Raw genomic sequence first — 21,051 nt, 5'->3', positions numbered from 1 at the left:
GTGCATGATTTTTTGATAATCTAGTACAGCATATTAAGCGATGTAAACAAAATTATCAATGTTAAATCCATCTTCTTGCTCATGCGAAAGTTTGAATTTCGGCACTAATATTCAAGCTATATCTATCCATTTGGCATGATTTTTAGTGAAGAAACTGATTAAGTCGTTAGCTTATTTTAAACAAAAGAAATCTTTAAGTTCATCGATTTTTTCCATGGCATCTTTATAGCCTAAGTCGATTAAAGCGCTGGTATACGTTTTTTCGAAGAGTAGGTAGGACACAATACTTGAGTCTGACTGCCTGTCTATGCCGATGAAGCCGAGTAAGGTTTTAACGGCCCATGGCATGTCGTCATAGAAGCGGGCAGCAATTTTGCTGAGATCTTCGCTAGGTTTGATGACTAGGGCTTTAATCGGATGCAAGGCGAGTTTGTTACGGCTTGACTCAGGAATCAGGCTTAAAGTGTTATTGATCCTTTCTAGTCTCTCAAGGTCGCTATTTAAGGTATCTGAAAAGATGGTATCGAGCAGATGACCCGCTATGGTCGCTGTTTTTGGGTGATATTCCAGTTCCATTGGGAAATGCTTGTGTGGACTCTCTAAGTTAATGACTAATAGTTTTTCGGCGCCTAAATGGATAGGGCTTGAGAGCGGTGCTAGCTGATGGACTGAACCATCACCATAATAGGCTTGGTTGAGTTTAATGGATGGAAATACCATAGGGATTGCCGAACTGGCGAGTAGGTGCTCGGTATTGAGCATGATACGTTCGCCACTGCGACGGGCACGGGTCCAGTTTTCGATTTCTTTCGCGGCTTGGAAAAAGGTCACTGAGCGAGAGTTATTATAACAAGAGGCATCCACACTCAGTGCCGTCAGTGAGCCATTACGGATATTGCGGTCGATACGTTTAAAGTCGATGAGCTCATTGAGTAAGCCTCTTAGCGGATCATTATCGAGCAGACTGCCTGCATCGGTATTGACCTTATCATCTTGCATGCCTTTGAGGGCCATTTTAGTTAGATGGCTGAGAACACCGGTGATCGAAGCTCGGTAGACTTTTCGAGTTTCAAAGTGACGCCAAACCCATTCGAGTTTTCTGACACCAAGGTGAAAGCAAGAGGCATGGGTCGCGATAGCTGTGCCATTGATGGCACCCGCAGAGGTTCCGCAAATAATTTTAAAGGGAATACCATGATTGCGTGGATAAAGCTGGACCAGTGCTTTTAACACGCCGACTTGGTAGGCCGCCCTAGCGCCGCCACCGCCTAAGACTAATGCAGTTGATGTAGGCAATCTTCAGACTCAATTTATTGTTTTAATAGTTTTATTAAAGCAACGCCCCCCTATAAAAAGCAAGTCGGTAGACTCAATTAGTTGTAAATTTCGATTTATCGTTTATTCGATTGCTGGATCATTTAATTTTAGACAATTAATCCGCAGTAACCTTAGTCGTTTTGCTGAGGCCAAAGCAATGCTCCGATGTTGGAAACTCACCCGTTCTCACTTCTTGGGCATATTGGGCGCAGGCCTTAGTGATCAATGGTCCTAAGTCGATATAGCGTTTAGCAAATTTAGGCGTGTAGTCAGAAAATAAGCCTAAGATATCCTCAGTCACGAGCACTTGACCATCGCAGGCGGGTGAGGCGCCAATGCCTATGACTGGGATTGAGACTCCTGCCGTCACTGTGCGCGCCGCGAGCTCGGATGTGCCTTCAATCAGTATGCTAAAAGCGCCTGCTTGCTCAAAGTCTTTCGCTAAACTAACGAGGGCTTCGATGGCGGCAGCATCCCTTGCTTGGGTTTTAAATCCACCCAATTGATTCACGTGTTGCGGCATTAATCCTATGTGTGGCATCACAGGGATCCCTCGCTGGGTTAAAAAACGAGTGGTGTCGAGCATCTCTGCGCCACCCTCGAGTTTTACTGCTTGCGCGCCTGTGCGTATTAATACTTGGCTGGCATGTCTGAAGGCTTGCTGAGGCGATTCTTGATAACTCCCAAAGGGCATATCGATAATGACGCAGGCATGTGCTGCGCCGCGAGTGACAGCAAGACCATGATTAATCATCATTTCTAAGGTTACCCCGAGTGTAGAGTCTTGCCCATAAACCACCATGCCGACGGAGTCGCCGACGATAATCATATCCACATGGGGATCGATAATTTCTGCCATCGGCTTTTCATAGGCGGTGAGGGCAACTATGGGGGTTTTACCTTTCATTTTTTGTAAAGTAACGGGCGTTACGCGGTTTTTATCCATGTGGATACTCATGTCATCTCCAATTTATTTAGTCTGATATGACATGTTAGCGTTTGCTGCTTTGGCTTGAGCTCGATAGATTGACTTAATATCTAGATAAAAAGACACTTATTTACAAAAGGTGCTTCTAAACAAAGAGGCGCTTCTATACGGAAGAGGCTCGATAATATGAAAAGAAGCTTCGATATAAAAATCACTTTGGGCGATAACACCTTGAATCAAGTCACTGACACGTATTTATCCCAGCAGCATATTACTCAGCACACGCAGGTCGCACCTTCACGTTTAGCCGCCGCAGGGCTAAGTGCCTCCATCATGTTGCTTAAACGAACACTCAAGCCGTTTGAACATGTGCAGCGCCATAGTCATTCCTGGGGACAGGTCATTTATGCCAGTCAAGGTGTGTTGAGTGTGATCACGCCTGCTGGGCGTTACATTGTGCCGCCTGAGCAAGCGGTGTGGGTGCCTCCCTTTGTCGATCATGAGGTTATCGCGCTAGGTCAGGTGCAATTGAGTAGTCTGTATTTGGATGAAACCCGGATAGGCGGGTTTCCACCCGACTGTACTTGTTTGAGTGTGAAGCCTGTTTTGCAGTTATTACTGCAAGAGGCTAATGCCTTAGTGAAGAGTGAGGCTGGGCTAATTGATCCCGATTTTAAGGATCGCGTCATGCGGCTCTTGCTGGTGATCCGTGACTTTATGGTACTCGCCCCTAAGGTCGCCTTGGATTTACCTTATCCTAGGGATAAAAAATTACTGCGCATTACCGAGGCTTTGCTTGCCGATCCAAGTGAGCAACGTACTTTGGTGGATTGGCAGCTGGAGGTCGGTGCCTCGGCCCGCACGTTAGCGAGATTATTTAAACAGCAAACAGGGCTGAGTTATAGCCAATGGTTGCAAAGGCTTAGATTGCAGGTGGCGATTCAAATGCTCAGCCGAGGTGAATCTGTGCTCACTACAGCGTTATCCTTAGGTTATGCCTCGGGTTCAGCCTTTGGTTATATGTTTAGGCAGTTGATGGGCGTCGCTCCGAGTCAGTACTTGTTAGCGCAAAATACCTTGCCCAAAATACAGCGGTAAACAGCCGCATATAAAAAGTCATGTTGCGAGCCAATGTGAACGATGAAGGTCAATAAAAAGTCCAATAAAAAACGCACTTAAGCTGGGCTCAAGTGCGTTTCGTTTTTGATCTTCAGCTTGTCTACATTTCGCGTTAAGGCTTAGCCTTTAACTGCGTTTTTCAGGAAGTCGAGCAGTTGATCGAATGGAATATCTTGTTTTTCACCTGTGCGGCGGTTTTTGTATTCAAATACGCCAGCATCGATATTGCGATCGCCAATCACCACTGTATGTGGGATACCAATCAGTTCCATATCGGCGAACATCACGCCTGGACGCTCTTTACGATCATCCAATAACACTTCGATACCCGCTTCATTTAAGTCTTTGTATAACTGCTCGGCGATATCGGTTACGCGGTGCGACTTGTGCATGTTCATTGGCAGAATACCCACGCTAAATGGCGCAATCGCTTCTGGCCAAATGATGCCACGGTCATCGAAGTTTTGTTCGATGGCTGCTGCCACAATACGGCTCACGCCGACACCGTAACAACCCATCAGTAGCACCTGTGACTTGCCATTTTCGTCAAGTACAGTCGCGTTCATCGATTTAGAATAGTTAGTGCCCAGTTGGAAAATATGGCCCACTTCGATACCACGCGCCATAGCATAAGTGCCGGAACCATCAGGTGTTGGTTCGCCTTCGACTACGTTACGGATGTCGGCAACTTGCGCTGTCGGCAGATCGCGTTCCCAGTTGATACCAAAATAATGTTTATCATCAACGTTAGCACCGGCGGCAAAATCGCTCATGACGCTAACGCTGTGATCGATAACGATAGGGATTTTAAGACCGATAGGGCCAAGTGAGCCTGGACCTGCGCCAATGGCGTCACGGATCAGCGCTTCTGGCGCCATTTCCAATGGTGATGCGACTAAGTCTAACTTGTCGGCTTTGACTTCGTTGAGTTCATGGTCACCACGAACAATCAGTGCCACTAAAGGCGTCGCTTCTGTCGCACCCATTACGATCAAGGTTTTGACGGTTTTAGTTATATCCAAACCAAACTGCTCAACTAATTCCGCAATGGTCTTCGCATTTGGGGTATCGACTAAACGCAATGCTTCAGTGGCTGCGCCGCGGGGTTCAGTTGGCATAGGTGATTCAGCTTTCTCAATGTTAGCGGCATAATCGCTGCCCGTTGAGTAAGCAATTAAATCTTCACCGCTTTGTGCCAGAACATGGAACTCGTGTGACATGCTGCCACCGATTGAACCCGTATCAGCTAAAACTGGGCGGAAAGTTAAGCCCATGCGCGATAGAATGTTGCTATAGGCTGTGTACATAGCCTCATAGGTTTCATTCATGGTATCGACGTCAAGGTGGAAAGAGTAGGCGTCTTTCATCAAGAATTCGCGTGAGCGCATCATGCCAAAACGTGGACGAACTTCGTCACGGAATTTGGTTTGAATTTGGTAAAGGTTCAGCGGTAATTGCTTGTATGAGCTGACTTCTTTACGAATGAGATCTGTGATCACTTCTTCGTGGGTTGGCCCCAGTACGAAGTCGCGATTGTGACGATCTTTAAAGCGCAGCAGCTCGGGACCAAACTTTTCCCAACGACCCGTTTCTACCCACAAGTCTGCCGGTTGTACCATAGGCATTAGAATTTCAATTGCACCGGCTTTGTTCATTTCTTCACGAACAATGGCTTCGACTTTACGCAGTACACGTAAGCCCGTGGGGAGATAGCTATAAAGGCCCGACGCATTACGACGGATCATGCCCGCACGTAACATTAATTGATGACTAATGACTTCTGCGTTGGCAGGAGTTTCTTTCTGTGTTGATAGCAGGTACTTGCTGACGCGCATTACCGATGTCCAAATTTGAGTTGAATGGTCGCCATTTTATCACCTGCTTTGGTGATGTCACCTAGGGATTTAGGTTAAATTCAACTAGCTGGGAGATAAATAGCATTTTTTGATGCTGGATAACGGATAACGGATAACGGATAACGGATAACGGATAACGGATAACGGATAACGCAAGGAAGAGCGCTGCGCTGCTAGAGCATGACTTCGTCACTGCTAGTATCAAGATTATCCTTACTGTTTACTTATCCCGTCTATCACCAATCACTTTGGCGGGGTTGCCAGCCACTATCGCCCAGTCGGGTACATCTTTCGTCACTATGCTGCCCATGCCGACCACGGCGTGATCGCCAATGGTCACACCATCGACTATGCCTGCTTGAGCACCAATCCACACATCTTTGCCAATAACAATGCCTTTGGAGTTGGCAGCTTGTTGATATATGGGGGTATCTGGCGCCATGCCATGGTTAAAGGCGTAAAGGGTGACATTATTGGCGATGCGGGTTTGATTGCCTATCTGAATCCCGACCCTGCCGCCATCGAAGGAGCAACCATGATTAATCGCCACTTCGTCCCCTAGCGTGATAGGCCCATGCAAAAAACACTCGGCGGCGATCATGCAGCGATTACCCATGCGGATATCACGATTGGGTTCGGCGAATAACTGCGCTTCGGGGGCGATAAAGCATTGCTCGCCGATAGTTACCGTTTCGAGGGCACAAAGTTTTGCTTGGATCTCATCCTGCCAAGGTTTAGCCCAGATTAAATGTTTCTCTTTTAAAGAAAAATACAGCCACGGCATCCAAGAGAGCCGCTTTTTATGCTGGTTTTGATAATCAGGTTTTGATGTAGGCGTTGGCGCAGACATTTAGCCACATTTCCCCGGTTTGAGTTCTAGTACCAAGATGTATTCTTGGTCATTGTCATCGACTGCCATTTGCCAGAACACATCTAAATCATAGAGGGCGACTTGGTATAACTTAGGATCGTCCTTGGCTTTTTTGTAGGCGGGGCGAGGATCTTGCCCCAGCACACCGCGGATAAGCAGAGCTAAATCTGTGTAGGTTTCCTGCTCGGCGTAACGCTCAATCTGTGTCTTGGCATGGTCAGAATACACCACTGAAATCAGTTTAGGCGCGTCTTGGGCAATGCCGCCTACAGCATCGGTAATAGAATCTGAGAAAGGAATGTATGGCTTAATATCAATTATCGGTGTGCCATCGAGCAGATCCATACCGGAAATTTCGAGGCATACTTTGCCCTTGCGCTGCACTACGCCGTGCAATTTCACTACAGACTGACCTATACCATTGGGGCGAAAAGTGGAGCGAGTGGCGAACACGCCGAGTTTTTCATTGCCGCCTAAACGCGGCGGGCGCACTGTGGTTTTCCAACCTTGGGCAAGATTCTCATGGAAGCAAAACAGTAACCAGAGATGTGAATATTGCTCTATGCCACGCACCGCATCGATATGATTCACATGGGGCTCGAGCTCGACATAACCACGCGCTTCAACAAGTCCGGGTTGTCTTGGAATGCCAAATTTTTGTTTATAGGGCGTGCGGCATGTTGCCACTGCGATAATTTGGTTGGTAAATGTCATGCAAAAAATTACCTAAAAAGATAAATATAACAACCGCCTAAGCTCATCATTCTAAGCTAATCATTAAGGCCCATCTTTGTGCGCTAATAATGCAGCGTTGGTCACGAAGCGTTAGCCATTAAGCGGTTGATAGGGGCAATCTTAGAACACTATAGGATCACGCCGCGAGCAGTATGCTTAATATGCGTGAGGCTTACTCTGTTGTAGCCGTTTTTACTGCTTGACCAACGCATAATGCGCGGCTGATACAACCTTGGGCAGCTTCTTCAAATATGACACATTGCTTGATGATAATGCCGTTAGCCCATTTATCTGCGGCATTGCGACGGGCTTCGGTTCTGGCATCGGCAAGTGATGCGGGCGCACCGTTGGTATCGGCCTGACAGGACTCACCTTCGACCAATCCTTTTAATTCATAATGACCTTTCGGCAAGGTATCACCTTCATAAAGGATGACATCGGATGCCTTGAAATAGTCATTAATCGCCTCACTGTCCAAATTACTGTTAAAACTGTAGTCGCTTGCACAGGCACTGAGCAGGAGCACTAATGCACTTGAGAGGATAATTTTCATGGTTTGACCTGAGGTTGAGGAGAAAACTGCGCAGCCTTGGTAGGCTGCGCCGATGCGATATTATTATCTGAGTAAATTCTACCGCTTAAGGTACTTTTGATAAAGCTGCTGATGGCGATTATTCAGATCTATCTGCCGTCCTTCAATCCAGATTGCCTCAATTTTATTGGTCATAGGGTCGAGAATGTCCCCCTTTGACAGCACGACACTGCCTTGGTATCCCACCGCTATCGCACCTAAATCATCGACACCTAGCAACTTTGCGGCATCTAAGGTGATGGACTTAAGTGCTTGTTCAGGCGTTAAACCATAAGCGGCGCTGTAACCTGCGGCGTAGGGGAGGTTACGGCTATTCCAGTCCGATGAGAACCCAAGGGCGAAGGGAATGCCTGCATTGGCGAGTAAAGATGGGATCTTAAAGGGTAAATCGACTGGCTCATCTTTACGTTTAGGCAGACTCAAGGTATGAGGGTAAATGACTCCAGCCTTAACTTCCCTTAGGCTTGAGTCCAAACGCCATGCATCGTATCCGCCGACAATTACCAGTTTGAATTGGTATTTTTTCGTCAAGGCGATCACTTGCTCAATTTGGCCAACACTGTCGGCATGGGCAAACAGTGTCGCTTTGCCTTGGTATAGTGGCAACATGGCCTGCCAGCGCAGGTTGTTGGTCGCGGACTGCGGATCTTCATCCTGGTTTTTGTCTTTACCGTTGGCCTTATCACTTAAGAAATAGCGATAGCCATTTTCAAAGGCGATATTGAGCTTGTCGATCGCCAGCTGATTTTTCTCGATGGCCTTGGCTTTCTCTTTTTCATCTTCTGGCATGCGTTTGATTTGCGGCCAATAGACATGGAACTGTCCAGCACTTGGCGTCAGCGCATCTTCAATCGTCCATGCATCGAGATCCACCAGTACCGATTGTCCAGCTAACCCATCACCGCTTGGGACGATTTGCGCGTGGGTAATGCCGTTGTAACGTATGGTCGGGATGAGCTCCGAATCCGGATTGTAAGCTGTGGCCGTGCTGATCTGCGGATTGATATAACCTACCTCGGCGTTATCAACCGTTGGGCGGCTCATTTCAATTTCAACCAAACCTAAGCTGGTATCGAGGGCAATTAAGCCCGGATATAAGTGTTTACCGCTGGCATCGATGATTTGAGTGTCACTGGTTTCTGCGGTTGCATTGTTGATTTGGCTGGTCAGTTGAGGCCCAACGGCCGTGATCTTGCCATTTTCAATTAAGACGTCTGTGTTGCTGAGCACGCCTTGAGTGACTGTGTGCACAGTGGCGTTTTTAATCAGTACGCTGCGGCTTTGTTTAGGCGTAGGTACGATATCATTGGCCATAACTGGGGCCTGCGTGGTGCAAATTGCGCCGAGTAGCGCCACAAACAAAACGGTTTTAGATAAATGTTGCATTATTTGGCTCCCTCATGAGCGTGGCCCCATGCCTGATAGTGGGTGTCGCAGTGCCACTGTGGCTCGTTGAGTGGCGTAACTTTTTCACCCGCTTTAGTTTGGTCATCACTGCTGAGAATTTTTTGGATAAGTGCGGCGCGCTCGTTCACCACAGCTTGCTGGGCAATTTGGTCTTGGTCGCGGTCAAAATAGCGTTTTCCTTCAACCCATGCCTGCGTCACTTTGGCGTAAATAGACAGAGGCTCTGCGTTCCAGAGTACGATATCGGCCATTTTGCCTGGGGTGAGTGAACCCACAAACTCATCGACTCTTAATTGTTTGGCTGGATTGATAGTGACCATATTCCAAGCGTCTTCCTTCGACATATTACAATACATCATAGACTTAGCCGCTTCTTGGTTGAGTCTGCGCTGCATTTCATAATCGTCAGAGTTAATGCTGGTGGTCACACCTTTGTTTTGCATCAAACACGCATTTTGTGGAATCGCGTCGTACACCTCAAACTTATAGGCCCACCAATCGGCAAACGTCGAAGCGCCAGCGCCATGGGCGGCCAGTTCACTCGCCACTTTGTAACCTTCGAGCACATGGGTAAAGGTTTGCACTTTAAAGTGATAAGCCTCGGCTAAGCGGATAAACATCAGGATTTCTGACTGTACATAGGAATGAATATGTACGTCGCGTTGCTGGTTTAATACTTCGGCGACCGCCTGCAGACGATAACTTGGACGCGGGGCGACGGTTTTCTTTTTATCGCTGGAGCGCAGATTATCATAGGTTTTTAACGCCTTTTCATAGGCGATAGCAGCGTCGAAGGTTTCTTCAAATAACGCTTTTACTCCCATGCGAGTCTGGGGGAAGCGCTGAACAAATTTCTCACCCCAGTTACTCTGTTTGACGTTTTCACCTAAAGCAAATTTGATACTGGCGGGCGCGTTAGTAAATTTGAGTTGTTCGGCCGACTCGCCCCATTTCATTTTGATCAGTTGTGATTGGCCACCGATAGGGTTGGCGCTACCGTGGAGTAATTGCGCGCTGGTGACGCCGCCCGCTAAGGCGCGATAGATTGAAATATCGTCGGGATTAATAATATCGCCAATGCGTACTTCAGAGGTTACTGCGTCTGTTCCTTCGTTAGTACCGCCATTAATGGCGATATGCGAGTGTTCATCGACTATGCCGGCGGTGAGGTGTTTACCTGTTGCATCGAGGACTTGATAACCTGATGGTGTACTTAATTGCTGGCCTATTTTCTCGATGCGGCCATTGGCCATCAAGAGATCAGCATGTTCGAGAATGCCTTGCTTATCCGATGTCCACAGGGTGGCATTTTTGATGTGCAGCTTCTCCACCTTAGGTGCTTCGCTCAGTCCGTAAGCAACGTTAGGGAAGGTGAGGTGACTCACTAGGCTCGTGTTGGCTTCATTCTTGGGAGCATGATTGCTTGCTTGGTCTGCTTTTTTGAGCTTTGCAGTTTGAGTCATAGCGACACCGGCAACATTTGTAGTGCGACTTTTTGCATCGACCATGCGACCTTGAATGCCGTCATCGGCCATCCACAGCGTAAAGCGGCTAAGGCCGTTAATGCCTGCGGCGTTCAAATCGGCAGTAAAGCTCAATCTCCCGTTATCATCTAACTTAAGTTGAGTGAGTGAGATACTTTGTTCGCCACTGCTTAAATTGCCTTGGATGTTGGGTTTATCACTTTTACTTTCATCATGTAGCGATAAATCTAGCGTGAGGTTATTGAGGCTTAATTGGTAATCTCCCAGTAATCGTGCTTGGGGAAGTGAGCGCAGACTTTGCTCCTGACCTTGCAACCAAACACTGTAGATCTGGCCATCTTTAAAGATATTGCCTTTAGTGATAACAAAGTCAGCTATATAACCGGGCGCGAGTTTACCGGTAAAGTCGGCGGTGCCTGTCATCTCTGCGGCTTGGGTGGTGAGTGCCGCGAGAGCGTTTTCTTCACTTAAACCTTGGGCAATAGCCTGGCGTAGGCGTGGCCAAAAGGCATCTGTCTTAATCCCAAACTGCGTTAACGCAAAGGGGATACCCGCGTTAGCTACTGCTGCAGGGTTGGTTGGTGCACGTTCCCACTGTCTTAAATCCGCCAGTGATACTTCACGATCAGCGTCATCTGTGCCGACATCGGGTGCCTGCGGATAGTTTAAAGGCAAGATCAACGGATAGTTTAGCGCCTTTAACTCATTGATGCGTGAGTATTCTTGACCATTACCAAGTAGGTTGGCTGGCAGTTTATGTTCTTTAAGTAAATGGGCTGCACGTAATTGGTCGTTGAGATTTTTGGTTTCAAAGATAATTTGCTTATCGGCTAAATTATCTAAACGCTCAAAGGCGATATTAAATTCGACTTGATTGTTTATTGCGCCATTGGCAGGTTTGTTTTTATTTTGGTTATACCAATTTGCATCGGCAAAGGTTTGCCTAATAAGTGCAATGCTGCCCATTAATGATGAGGGATAATCTTGTTCAGACGAACCTTTATCGAATGCCATAAAAGGTTGACTGCGGGCGCGATAAATCACTTCATTAGCCGTTTTGTCTGCTAATGAAAGGCTGACACCCGTCCCACGGAAGATACCGTCGAGTTTGCTACTTTGCACACTGGTGAAACCATTATTAATCCACTCTTTTGCGCGTTCTTTATTGGGGTAAACGTAATTAAACCATTCTTTTTCAGAATGAATTGCACCATTTTCCGCATTACCACCTATACGCTTTATATCATAGACGGGGCGAGTGAGCTTAAGTTTGGGATATTCGAACTCAATCCCATAATCAGTAAAAGGATCGATAAATCCGGGATAAATTGTATAACCACTCAAATCGATTCTAAATGCGCCAGCGGGAATGTCGTTGTGCTCAATAATGGCTTTAATTCGATTATTTTCAATTAATAAAGTGGCATCGCTTAAACGTTTTCCCGGGGCAATAATTAATTCAGCATGGGTAAATGCAGTGAGTTTACTGGATGTTGTTCCAGTATTGAGCTGGGCAAATGTTGTTTGTGATACTAAGCTAGCGATTATGCTGCAGCTTATCATTATCTTATTGTTTATCTGCATTATTTTATTCAATCGAGTGAGGGTGAACAAAGAGTAACTGAAAGCAGATGTAAATACTAAGGCTGAATTGTAACGTAATTTGAGCGGGAGTGAGGTGCGGAATTAACGGCTGTCGTTTAAGTTTGAAACGATTGATGGATATAAAAAAGCTCGCAATTAATGCGAGCTTTTATGCAAACTTGTGTTGGCAAATTAGCGCCATCACACTTGGTTGGATTAGATTAAGAAATCTTCCATAGAACGACCTTTGTTGATCTCGTTCTTAAATACGGTAGGCATACGGCCTTGGCCAGTCCATTGAACCATTTCACCGTCAACTTCAATTTGGTATTTGGCTGGACGAGGAGCGCGTTTCTTCGCAGCAGCTTTAACAGCTACGCCACCTAAGTCATCAATTGATAAACCAACGGCTTCCATTTGTTGACGGATTTCTTCAATCTTAGCATTACGAGCTGCCATGGCTTGTTCTTCTTCCTCAGCCATAGACTCGCGTTCTACTAAAATTTTATCTAATTTGTCGGCTAAATCACGTAACTCTTCAACGCTAAGTTCTTTTACTGCAGCTTTAAAACGACGGCCGTGAGTTAATATCTCTAAAAATTCGCTCATATCTATTTTCGTCCCACTCTATTTTTAATACAGGATAATGGTGAACAACACCTAAATGATAGAAACTAATATAGCTCGAATCAAATAAAATTATGCGTTTTAAGGAAATTAAATATTATTTATTTTTTGAACTTTTCTTATTCCCTCAAATAAGTGTCCAAAAAAGTGGCCGTTGCAGCGGATTAAAAAATACAAACAGGCGTTTGACTTTGGTTGACGTTAACGTTAACAGGACGTAAAGTTGCTCTATCCTGCATTGGTATTAACCAATGTTTTGTCCATGTACATGAAAGTGTAGGAAGGAAACCCTATGAAAGTATTGGTGCCCGTTAAGCGCGTTGTTGATGCCAATGTGAAGGTCAGGGTCAAAGCTGACAATACAAGTGTTGACACTGCAAACCTAAAAATGGCGTTGAACCCTTTTTGTGAAATCGCAGTAGAAGAAGCGGTTCGTTTAAAAGAAGCGGGTAGCGCTACTGAAGTGGTTGTTGTCAGTATTGGTAATAAAGCCGTGCAAGAACAACTGCGTACCGCGCTTGCATTAGGCGCAGATCGTGCAATTCATATCGATACTGAAGAAGAGCTCGTGCCAGTGTCTATCGCCAAATTGCTCAAAGCGGTACAAGACAAAGAACAAGCAGAGCTGGTGATTTTTGGTAAGCAATCCATCGATGGTGATAATAACCAAACTGGCCAAATGTTTGCCGCGTTAATGGATATGCCACAGGCGACCTTTGCTTCAGAAATCAAATTAGAAGCGAATACATTACAAGTCACCCGTGAAATTGACGGCGGCATGCAAACTCTTAAACTGCCTTTACCTGCTGTTGTGACCGCCGATTTACGTTTGAACGAACCCCGTTACGCTTCATTGCCTAACATAATGAAAGCTAAGCGTAAGCCATTAGAAGTATTTACTGTGGCAGACTTAGGCGTGACGTTAAAGAGTCACCAAACGATTGTGAAGGTCACTCCGCCAGCTGAACGTAAAGCGGGCATTATGGTAGCGTCGGTAGCTGAGCTAGTTGAAAAGTTAAAAAATGAAGCGAAGGTGATCTAAATGGCCATTTTAGTATTAGCTGAACATGATAATGCTGCACTGAAACTCGATACGGCAAAAATTGTTACCGCCGCCCGTGCCATAGGCGATGAAGTACATGTCTTAGTTGCGGGTCATCAATGTGGCGCGGTTGTCCAAGCCGCACAGGCACTACAAGGCGTTAGCCAAGTACTCGTTGCCGATGCCAGCGTGTATGAAGCGCATTTAGCGGAAAATTTTGCCAAATTGCTGGTGGACTTAGCGTCAAACTATGGTCACATTCTGGCCTCGGCTTCAAGTTTAGGTAAGGACACGCTTCCGCGCGTTGCAGCATTATTAGATGTCGCGCAAATCTCAGAAGTTATTACCGTCGTCAATGCCGATACCTTTGTGCGCCCTGTGTATGCGGGTAACGCCTTAGCGACAGTGCAAAGCCATGATGCCATTAAAGTGATAACAGTGCGCGCCAGTGCGTTTGACGCTGCGCCAGAAGGTAACAGTGCGGCTGTGACGACACTTGATAAAGTGTTTGAAGCGAGAACTCAGTTTGTTTCTCAATCGCTGACAGTTTCTGCCCGTCCAGAGTTAGGCAATGCTGGCATTATCGTATCTGGCGGCCGAGGCATGGGCAGTGGTGAAAACTTCGGCATGTTGGAGCAACTTGCTGATAAGCTCGGCGCAGCAGTTGGCGCATCACGCGCTGCAGTTGACGCAGGTTTTGTGCCTAACGATTTACAAGTGGGTCAAACCGGTAAAATCGTTGCGCCAAACTTGTATATTGCCGTCGGTATTTCTGGCGCGATTCAACATTTAGCCGGCATGAAAGACGCTAAAGTCATCGTTGCAATCAACAAAGATCCTGAAGCGCCGATTTTTCAAGTTGCCGATTATGGACTCGTTGCTGATCTGTTTGAGGCGGTTCCTGAGTTGATTACAAGTCTCAGTTGATTTTATCTGTGATCTAGGTCACATTAAGTGGCTTTGCGGTAGCATCTGCTAAGCCGCTTATGTTTTTATGTGCCTCACGCCCGTGCAAGGGCGTTCTTAGAAGTAGAGGCGCGCCAAATATTAGTAGTGATCAGTAGGGTGATTCCGTTGATCGATTGCGAAAGGATTTGGTGCCGAAGTGGTTCGATTTATCACGATCAACTGCTGGGGTTGTACCTAATAGGTGCAGCACTGCCATAGTATTTTCCGATATGGATATTGGGAATAGTTACTATGGAGCGCTACTGATAGGACAGGTGACCTTGGGTATCTATTGCCTTTTCCCACCAGTTCAGTCGCCCTCCATTCGTATTTAACGAAGATAATAATCAATGACTGTTATGAATTATGCCGATTCGGCACTTTCCTTGTTGCCGCCTGCGGTGGCTATCGTGTTGGCGATCTTGACTCGCCGTGTACTGCTTTCTTTGGGGTTAGGTATTTTAATTGGTGCTTTATTGCTCAATCAATTTTCACCTTTAGCAACGGGTGAGTTTGTATTTAATGGCGTTAAAGGGCTTTTTTGGACTGATAAAGGTCTAAATTCGTGGAACTTATATATTCTCGGTTTCTTAATTGTACTGGGAATGATCACAGCGTTAATTACCGTAAGTGGCAGCGCGCGGGCTTTTGCCGATTGGGCTCGTTTACATATACGTAATAAACGTGATGCTAAACTATTGACCATGTTTTTAGGTTGCGTAGTTTTTATTGATGATTATTTCAATAGTTTAGTTGTTGGTTCGGTCGCTCGACCTGTTACCGATCGTTATTATGTTTCCCGCGCTAAGTTAGCTTATTTATTAGATTCTACTGCGGCGCCTGTGTGCGTTATTTCTCCAGTTTCGAGCTGGGGTGCTTATATTATCGCACTCATTGGCGGGATATTAACTGCCCATGGTTTTGCTGATACGGGTCATTTGAGTATTTTTATTCAAATGATCCCGATGAACTTTTACGCAATCTTCTCCTTGTTATTATTACTTTTTGTTGTCTTTATGGGATTAGATGTTGGGCCAATGCGTGAGCATGAGCTCAATGCCCAACGTGGTAATTTATACGATGAGTCTAAAGGATTACCGCCTGGGGCGAACGCGGATTTACCTGAAGCCGAAACCGGTAAGATTTTAGGTCTATTTCTGCCGATTACCGTGTTGGTATTTGCAACCCTCTATTTTATGATTAACAGTGGCGCTCAAGTACTCGCGGCGGAAGGGATTGAATTTAATATTATTTCTGCTTTTGAGAAAACCGATGTCAGTTCATCACTTTTCTTTGGTGCATTAATTGGTCTAGCGGTTTCGCTGATATTGAATTTAGTGCAAGGCGTTGAGAAATTGATGATAGTCAAAGGTATAGTGCAGGGCGCTCGCTCTATGCTGCCGGCGATTTACATCCTGTTATTTGCTTGGACAATCGCAGGTGTGATTGGTCAACTCGAAACCGGTAAGTTTATGGCTAGTTTAGCAACAGGAAATATTCCGTTCGCATTTTTACCCGCCTTAATGTTTGTGCTAGCAGGTATTACCGCGTTCTCAACTGGTACTAGCTGGGGTACGTTCGGGATCATGTTGCCGATTGCTGCTGATATGGCGATGGGAAGTCACACTGGCATGATGCTACCTATGCTTGCCTCTGTGCTGGCGGGGGCTGTATTTGGCGATCACTGTTCACCAATTTCCGACACGACTATCTTGTCGTCTACGGGCGCCAGTTGCCACCACATCGACCATGTGGTGACTCAGCTACCTTATGCACTCATTGCGGCGTTTATTAGCTTAGTGGGTTATGTGGCACTTGGATTTACCGAGTCTGTTGTCGCGGGTTTAGTGGCTTGTAGTGTGGCATTTGTAATTAGTATTATCGTACTTAAAATCAAATCTAAAGGCACAATTAGCTAGACGTTAATTGAAACCTTTCACTGCAAACGTTCACGACAAATAAGTCAAAATAAATCAGCCAGCATTATGCTGGCTGATTTTTTTGGTTAAGGCTGAGTTTGTTTTTATCTCTAGCTTATCGCATTAAGGCTATCAACTCTTAGCTTAGCGTGCTTGATCTAGACCGCGGCGTTTAAGTAAGCCTTCTGTGGTTGGCTCTTGTCCGCGGAAGTTTTTGTAGGCGTCCATTGGCGCTATGCTATTACCCACTTCACGGATCGTTTTGCGGTACTTCATGCCGATTTCACGATTGAGCCCGCCTTGGGTTTGTACATAGGCAAACGCATCCGCCGCTAAAATCTCACTCCACATATAAGCGTAATAACTTGCCGAGTAACCGCCGGGGAAGGCGTGGGCAAAATAGGTCGACTTATAACGCGGAGGTACGGCACTGATGTTTAAGCCGTGCTTTTTCAAAGCATTGGCTTCAAATGTTGGTACATCTTGCAGCGGGGTATCTGGGCTTAATGAATGCCATTCCATGTCTACTAATGCAGCGGCCATGTATTCCAGAGTGTCAAAGCCTTGGTTGAAGCTGCCAGATTTCAGCAGTTTTTGCAGCAGTTCATCGGGAATGGGTTTGCCTGTTTCATAGTGTTTCGCGTAGTTCGCTAACACTTTTGGATGGGCGGCCCAATCTTCTTCAAACGTCGATGGAAATTCGACAAAGTCGCGTGAAACCGAGGTGCCCGCCAGACTTGGATAAGTCACTTTAGAGAACATGCCGTGGGTGCCGTGACCCATTTCATGGAACATAGTAGTGACTTCGTTATAGCTGACGAAGGTGGGTTGACCTTCGGGCGCTTTCTTTATGTTCATCACGTTGACGACCACAGGTTTAGTGCCTTCGAGGAAGGATTGACCGACGAACGAACTCATCCAAGCGCCACCACGTTTACCTTCACGGGCAAAATAGTCGGCGTAGAAAATGGCCATGCTTGAGCCATCGGCATCAAACATTTCGTAGGCTTTCACATCGGGATGGTAAACCGGTAAATCTGGGCGTGGTTTTAAGGTGACGCCATAGAGTTCTTTGAGTGTGTAGAATACGCCGTCTTCGAGCACACGATTAAACTCGAAGTATGGGCGAATGCTATTGGCATCGAGGGCGTATTTTTCTTGGCGAACTTTTTCTGCGTAAAACTCCCAGTCCCACGGTGCCAGTTCAAATTTCCCACCGGTTTTAGTGATCATCGCTTGAATGTCGGCCGCTTCTTTCTCTGTGTTAGCAACTACCGCAGGCACCATTGAGCCAAACATGCTGTAAACCGCTTCGGGTGTTTTGGCCATTTGCGGTGCTAATCGATAACTTGCCCAGTTTTCATAGCCTAATAGTGTTGCGCGCTCGGCTCTGAGTTTCGCTAAACGAGATACGAGTGACGCAGTTTCGTTTTCACCAGTTAAGCCACGGTTCGCTGAGGCTTCCCAAATACGCTGGCGTAGCTCACGGTTTTCCAGTGATGCCAACACAGGTTGGCGAGTGGTGTTGGTGATGTTAATCAGATACTTGCCATCGTGACCGGCCGCTTTGGCATCGTTCGCGGCTGAAGTGATTTCACCGTCGGTTAACCCAGCAAGTTCACTTTTTGAATCCACCACAACGGCGATTTCTTTGGTTAAGCGTAATAAACGCTGAGAGAACTCATTCGTTAGTGTTGATTGTTCTTCATTTAACGCGCGGATTTTAACTTTTTGTTCATCGGTAAGTTTAGCCCCAGCCATGATAAAGCGTTGGTGATATACCTCAACCAAACGTACTGCTTCTGGGGTTAATCCTAAGTTGGTGCGGTCGTTATAGATGGCTTCGATACGGGAAAATAGCGCTGGGTTTAAGTTGATATTATCTGAGTGGGCCGCCATTTTTGGCGCCATTTCCCCTTGGATTTTACGCAGTTCTGGATTGCTATTCGACCCTGCTAAATTATAAAACACGCTTGATGCACGGTTGAGTAGGGCGCCGCTTTTCTCCATAGCCACAATCGTATTATCGAAGGTTGCTGCTGCCGGATTATTGGCTATTGCGAGAATTTCTTGATACTGCTCTGCCATGCCTTGCTCTAGGGCTGGCGAGAAGTGCTCATTCTTTATGAGGCTAAAATCGGGTGCTTGATATTGCAGGTTACTGGCTTGGAACAGCGGGTTTTGGGTTGGTACCGAGATAACGTTAGGTGCTTTAGTTTCTGTGCTGCTGCAACCTGCCATGAATCCGGCGGTGAGAGTGGCGCCGATGGCGATGGCAATAAAACTTTTACGCATAATTGAGTGACTTCCTTTGAATTGTTGTTTTTTTAGGACTGTAACGTTAGTAACTTAAATAGGACTGAAAATGGCTTGTTATCGGGAATGTCTAAGTAAAAAAGGAGCCTCGCATTAGCGAGACTCCTTTGGCTATTTCCTTGCAGGGAAAATAGGTACCGCTTTTTACTTACTTCTTAATCACGCGATGATGAGATGATTAATTAGCGAGTAAACTTGTGGTATTTATCAATACCAGAACTTCTACCTGTGTCATGACATACTGCACAGGATTCAGAGGTCGGTTGTTTAAACCAGTCAGCAACCTTTGGTATGCTGATTTCACCACCGTTGCTTGCCATATGCGCCTTAGCTGAATCGCTAGTGTGGCAGGCATAACAGTTAGCGGTGACTGGACTTGTCATTTTGCTACCTGGTTCAGCGATGTATTGATTTGGCACTTTGCTTAAATCAATCGCTTTTTCATGACAGGCAACGCAGCTAGTAGAGGCTTCAATCGCGCCTGCACCGTTAGCGGTTTGCGCTTGAGTTCCATCAGCTTTAACTTCACCGACTTTAGCGCCATTACCCCAGTGCCAGCTGTGCACCATAGGACCAAAACCTGCGCCTAAGGCTGCTGAAGTACGTTCCATGCCGTTGTCATGGCAGGCGATACAAGCTTTACCACCTTCATCGAAGGCACCATTTTTGTGGAACGCAGTGGCATCGTTGTGACAAGTAGTACAGCTGTTAGTACTCGCTATCTCACGACGTTCGAAGCCAGAGACCTTTTGAGTGGTGACAGGGTTAACGACATCTGAGTAAGCCGTAAAGGATATGCCCATAGAACCATCATAACCTGTCGCTCTTAGGTTGCCATTACTTTGGTAGCGTTGCTTACCATCATATTCCATCCAACCAGCGGTACTGAATGTCACGCGGGCAGAATAAACATAGTTAGCATTCACTGCGCTGATATCCGTCAGTAAATGACAGATATTTTTAGTGCCGTCAGTGTTGTAACCATAGTAGTAGTTAGTACGGTTACCTGGGCGACCCACTAAGCTGCCATTTTCATAGGAATGTAAATAAGCGCCCGCATAAACTACGGGTTTCTTAGCGTCATATACTAGCGGGCTAGAATAGTTAAAGTTGTCTTTAATGCTAAAGACGTTACCATCGGTGTCTTTCACTGTCAGCGTTGTACACCAGCCTGGGGCGGTTACTGCAGCCGCAGCACCTGTCGGCGCATAGTGGTCTGTCTTGGTAGAAATATCATCTACTTTAACAGGTGTTGATAGACTCAATTTATACTTAGCGCGAATCGCTTGGCGTTCGGTTATACCCGCTTTGCTTTCGTGCATAATGCGCAGATCCGCACCATTACTTGGGATAATAGCCCCTGGTACGCCACCACTGTCATGGCAATCAATACAACCTGGTCCAGCTACGTTGATGTTTTTAGGTGCTTCAACGTGACAAGATGTACAGTTTTGTACTGAAAAGTCTTTAGTAAAATCTTGGTGATTGATATGACCAATTTTAGATAGGGTGTTTGTCGCATAGCCACCCGTAGAGAAACCTTCAGCATTGACAACTGCGCGGCTAACTGAACCGTGACACACTAAACAGCCTTCCACGAAGGTGACTTCACTGTCCATGCCAGTAGCGACATAGCTTGCATGACGACGAGGGCTTGTTGAATAGTCGATATGGCAAGAGTAACAACTATCAGTTGTGGTTGAATGGGTGCCTTCAGGTTTGTTAACGACCAGAGGTTTAGAGGTCGCAATACCATTATTACCACCGACACGTAACCAAACGATACCTTCAGTGCTTGGATTAACCCCTTTCATTGGTACTTTAAATTGGTAATGACCATCAGCTAAAGCGGTCAATTCAGCGCCGACGGTTGCTTGAGTTGCTTCACCGCCAATATGGACGTTATCTGCAACACCATTTTTATCAGCTTCGGTGCGGTTAGTGATGAAGCCTTTATCTGTTAGTGCCGCCACTTTGGCTTGAGCATTTAACAGTCCGTTGATTAGGTTATTGTTTTCATCTGTAATTTCAAATTCGTAAGTGATACTGCCTTCGCCAAAGCTATAGTTGATCACTTTGACGTTAGTCATAGTAGAACTGGTGACAGGGGGCGGTGTTCCAGGCTCACCGGGTGTTCCAGGTTCACCAGGTGTTCCAGGGATACCGGGCGTTCCTGGTGCTCCATCTACACCATCTTTACCATCATCGCCGCAGCCAACAAGGGCGCCAGTTAGTGCTAAGGCAACTAAATATGCCAGTTTTCTAGAGGTGAAAATTCTCATCATAATCTCCATTTGATCCAATAT

General features: G+C 46.2%; 15 protein-coding genes and 1 riboswitch. Of the genes, 4 read left to right on the top strand and 11 right to left on the bottom strand.

Annotated elements, in window-relative coordinates:
- Positions 1-171: 171 nt before the first annotated feature.
- Positions 172-1,296 carry a patatin-like phospholipase family protein gene (locus L5L91_RS03480; protein ID WP_028761134.1) on the bottom strand — a complete coding sequence of 375 codons (1,125 nt, stop codon included), beginning with the start codon at positions 1,294-1,296 and terminating at the stop codon, positions 172-174.
- 136 nt (positions 1,297-1,432) lie between these two features.
- On the bottom strand, positions 1,433-2,275 hold the full coding sequence (panB, locus tag L5L91_RS03475; RefSeq protein ID WP_263163514.1) for a 3-methyl-2-oxobutanoate hydroxymethyltransferase: 843 nt from the start codon (positions 2,273-2,275) through the stop codon (positions 1,433-1,435).
- A gap of 186 nt (positions 2,276-2,461) precedes the next feature.
- Between panB and L5L91_RS03470 the strand changes: the two genes are divergently transcribed.
- Entirely contained in the window at positions 2,462-3,343 is an 882-nt protein-coding gene (locus L5L91_RS03470; RefSeq protein ID WP_317630164.1) for a helix-turn-helix transcriptional regulator, read from the top strand.
- Positions 3,344-3,483: 140 nt separating this feature from the next.
- On the opposite strand, the gene L5L91_RS03465 is transcribed toward L5L91_RS03470, so the two are convergent.
- The 7 genes from L5L91_RS03465 to L5L91_RS03435 form a co-directional block, all read right to left on the bottom strand.
- Positions 3,484-5,199, bottom strand: coding sequence for a proline--tRNA ligase (locus L5L91_RS03465; protein WP_263235690.1), 1,716 nt, complete (start codon positions 5,197-5,199; stop codon positions 3,484-3,486).
- 241 nt (positions 5,200-5,440) lie between these two features.
- Positions 5,441-6,070, bottom strand: coding sequence for an acyltransferase (locus L5L91_RS03460; protein WP_263235688.1), 630 nt, complete (start codon positions 6,068-6,070; stop codon positions 5,441-5,443).
- The gene (gene tsaA / locus L5L91_RS03455; protein WP_263235687.1) at positions 6,071-6,805 is read right to left on the bottom strand and encodes a tRNA (N6-threonylcarbamoyladenosine(37)-N6)-methyltransferase TrmO; all 735 of its coding nucleotides are present in this window, start codon (positions 6,803-6,805) and stop codon (positions 6,071-6,073) included.
- A 193-nt stretch (positions 6,806-6,998) separates the two neighbouring features.
- Complete coding sequence (gene rcsF, locus L5L91_RS03450) at positions 6,999-7,379, bottom strand: Rcs stress response system protein RcsF (protein WP_263235685.1); 381 nt, start codon at positions 7,377-7,379, stop codon at positions 6,999-7,001.
- A 78-nt stretch (positions 7,380-7,457) separates the two neighbouring features.
- The gene (locus L5L91_RS03445) at positions 7,458-8,804 is read right to left on the bottom strand and encodes an amidohydrolase family protein (protein WP_263202366.1); all 1,347 of its coding nucleotides are present in this window, start codon (positions 8,802-8,804) and stop codon (positions 7,458-7,460) included.
- Positions 8,804-11,893 (bottom strand): amidohydrolase family protein, encoded by a 3,090-nt coding sequence (locus L5L91_RS03440; RefSeq protein WP_263235684.1) that lies wholly within the window; start codon positions 11,891-11,893, stop codon positions 8,804-8,806. Before L5L91_RS03440 ends, L5L91_RS03445 begins: the two co-directional genes overlap by 1 nt.
- A 216-nt stretch (positions 11,894-12,109) precedes the next feature.
- On the bottom strand, positions 12,110-12,502 hold the full coding sequence (locus L5L91_RS03435; protein WP_028761125.1) for an H-NS family nucleoid-associated regulatory protein: 393 nt from the start codon (positions 12,500-12,502) through the stop codon (positions 12,110-12,112).
- Positions 12,503-12,812: 310 nt separating this feature from the next.
- On the opposite strand from L5L91_RS03435, the gene L5L91_RS03430 reads away from it, so the two are divergent.
- The 3 genes from L5L91_RS03430 (at position 12,813) to L5L91_RS03420 (ending at position 16,429) form a co-directional block, all read left to right on the top strand.
- Complete coding sequence (locus L5L91_RS03430) at positions 12,813-13,562, top strand: electron transfer flavoprotein subunit beta/FixA family protein (RefSeq protein ID WP_028761124.1); 750 nt, start codon at positions 12,813-12,815, stop codon at positions 13,560-13,562.
- Positions 13,563-14,489, top strand: coding sequence for an electron transfer flavoprotein subunit alpha/FixB family protein (locus L5L91_RS03425; protein ID WP_263163500.1), 927 nt, complete (start codon positions 13,563-13,565; stop codon positions 14,487-14,489).
- Positions 14,490-14,584: 95 nt separating this feature from the next.
- Positions 14,585-14,781, top strand: a riboswitch (Lysine riboswitch).
- Positions 14,782-14,860: 79 nt separating this feature from the next.
- Positions 14,861-16,429: a Na+/H+ antiporter NhaC family protein gene (locus tag L5L91_RS03420; RefSeq protein ID WP_263163498.1), complete on the top strand. Its 1,569-nt coding sequence runs from the start codon at positions 14,861-14,863 to the stop codon at positions 16,427-16,429.
- Between the two features lie 144 nt (positions 16,430-16,573).
- Here L5L91_RS03420 and L5L91_RS03415 read toward each other — a convergent pair whose 3' ends face one another.
- Positions 16,574-18,724 (bottom strand): M3 family metallopeptidase, encoded by a 2,151-nt coding sequence (locus tag L5L91_RS03415; RefSeq protein WP_263235683.1) that lies wholly within the window; start codon positions 18,722-18,724, stop codon positions 16,574-16,576.
- A gap of 203 nt (positions 18,725-18,927) precedes the next feature.
- Positions 18,928-21,027 carry a multiheme c-type cytochrome gene (locus L5L91_RS03410; protein WP_105252040.1) on the bottom strand — a complete coding sequence of 700 codons (2,100 nt, stop codon included), beginning with the start codon at positions 21,025-21,027 and terminating at the stop codon, positions 18,928-18,930.
- Positions 21,028-21,051: the final 24 nt, after the last annotated feature.

Source organism: Shewanella sp. SM55, from assembly GCF_025654025.1.
GTDB lineage: Bacteria > Pseudomonadota > Gammaproteobacteria > Enterobacterales > Shewanellaceae > Shewanella > Shewanella oncorhynchi.
The sequence above is the reverse complement of the archived record's forward strand: the minus strand, read 5'-3'. Positions and strand labels throughout refer to the sequence as shown.

Coding starts and splice junctions, on each gene's coding strand:
- panB (WP_263163514.1), bottom strand. CDS start 2,275: ATGAGTATCCACATGGATAAAAACCGCGTAACGCCCGTTACTTTACAA.
- L5L91_RS03465 (WP_263235690.1), bottom strand. CDS start 5,199: ATGCGCGTCAGCAAGTACCTGCTATCAACACAGAAAGAAACTCCTGCC.
- L5L91_RS03460 (WP_263235688.1), bottom strand. CDS start 6,070: ATGTCTGCGCCAACGCCTACATCAAAACCTGATTATCAAAACCAGCAT.
- tsaA (WP_263235687.1), bottom strand. CDS start 6,805: ATGACATTTACCAACCAAATTATCGCAGTGGCAACATGCCGCACGCCC.
- rcsF (WP_263235685.1), bottom strand. CDS start 7,379: ATGAAAATTATCCTCTCAAGTGCATTAGTGCTCCTGCTCAGTGCCTGT.
- L5L91_RS03445 (WP_263202366.1), bottom strand. CDS start 8,804: ATGCAACATTTATCTAAAACCGTTTTGTTTGTGGCGCTACTCGGCGCA.
- L5L91_RS03440 (WP_263235684.1), bottom strand. CDS start 11,893: ATGCAGATAAACAATAAGATAATGATAAGCTGCAGCATAATCGCTAGC.
- L5L91_RS03435 (WP_028761125.1), bottom strand. CDS start 12,502: ATGAGCGAATTTTTAGAGATATTAACTCACGGCCGTCGTTTTAAAGCT.
- L5L91_RS03430 (WP_028761124.1), top strand. CDS start 12,813: ATGAAAGTATTGGTGCCCGTTAAGCGCGTTGTTGATGCCAATGTGAAG.
- L5L91_RS03425 (WP_263163500.1), top strand. CDS start 13,563: ATGGCCATTTTAGTATTAGCTGAACATGATAATGCTGCACTGAAACTC.
- L5L91_RS03420 (WP_263163498.1), top strand. CDS start 14,861: ATGACTGTTATGAATTATGCCGATTCGGCACTTTCCTTGTTGCCGCCT.
- L5L91_RS03415 (WP_263235683.1), bottom strand. CDS start 18,724: ATGCGTAAAAGTTTTATTGCCATCGCCATCGGCGCCACTCTCACCGCC.
- L5L91_RS03410 (WP_105252040.1), bottom strand. CDS start 21,027: ATGAGAATTTTCACCTCTAGAAAACTGGCATATTTAGTTGCCTTAGCA.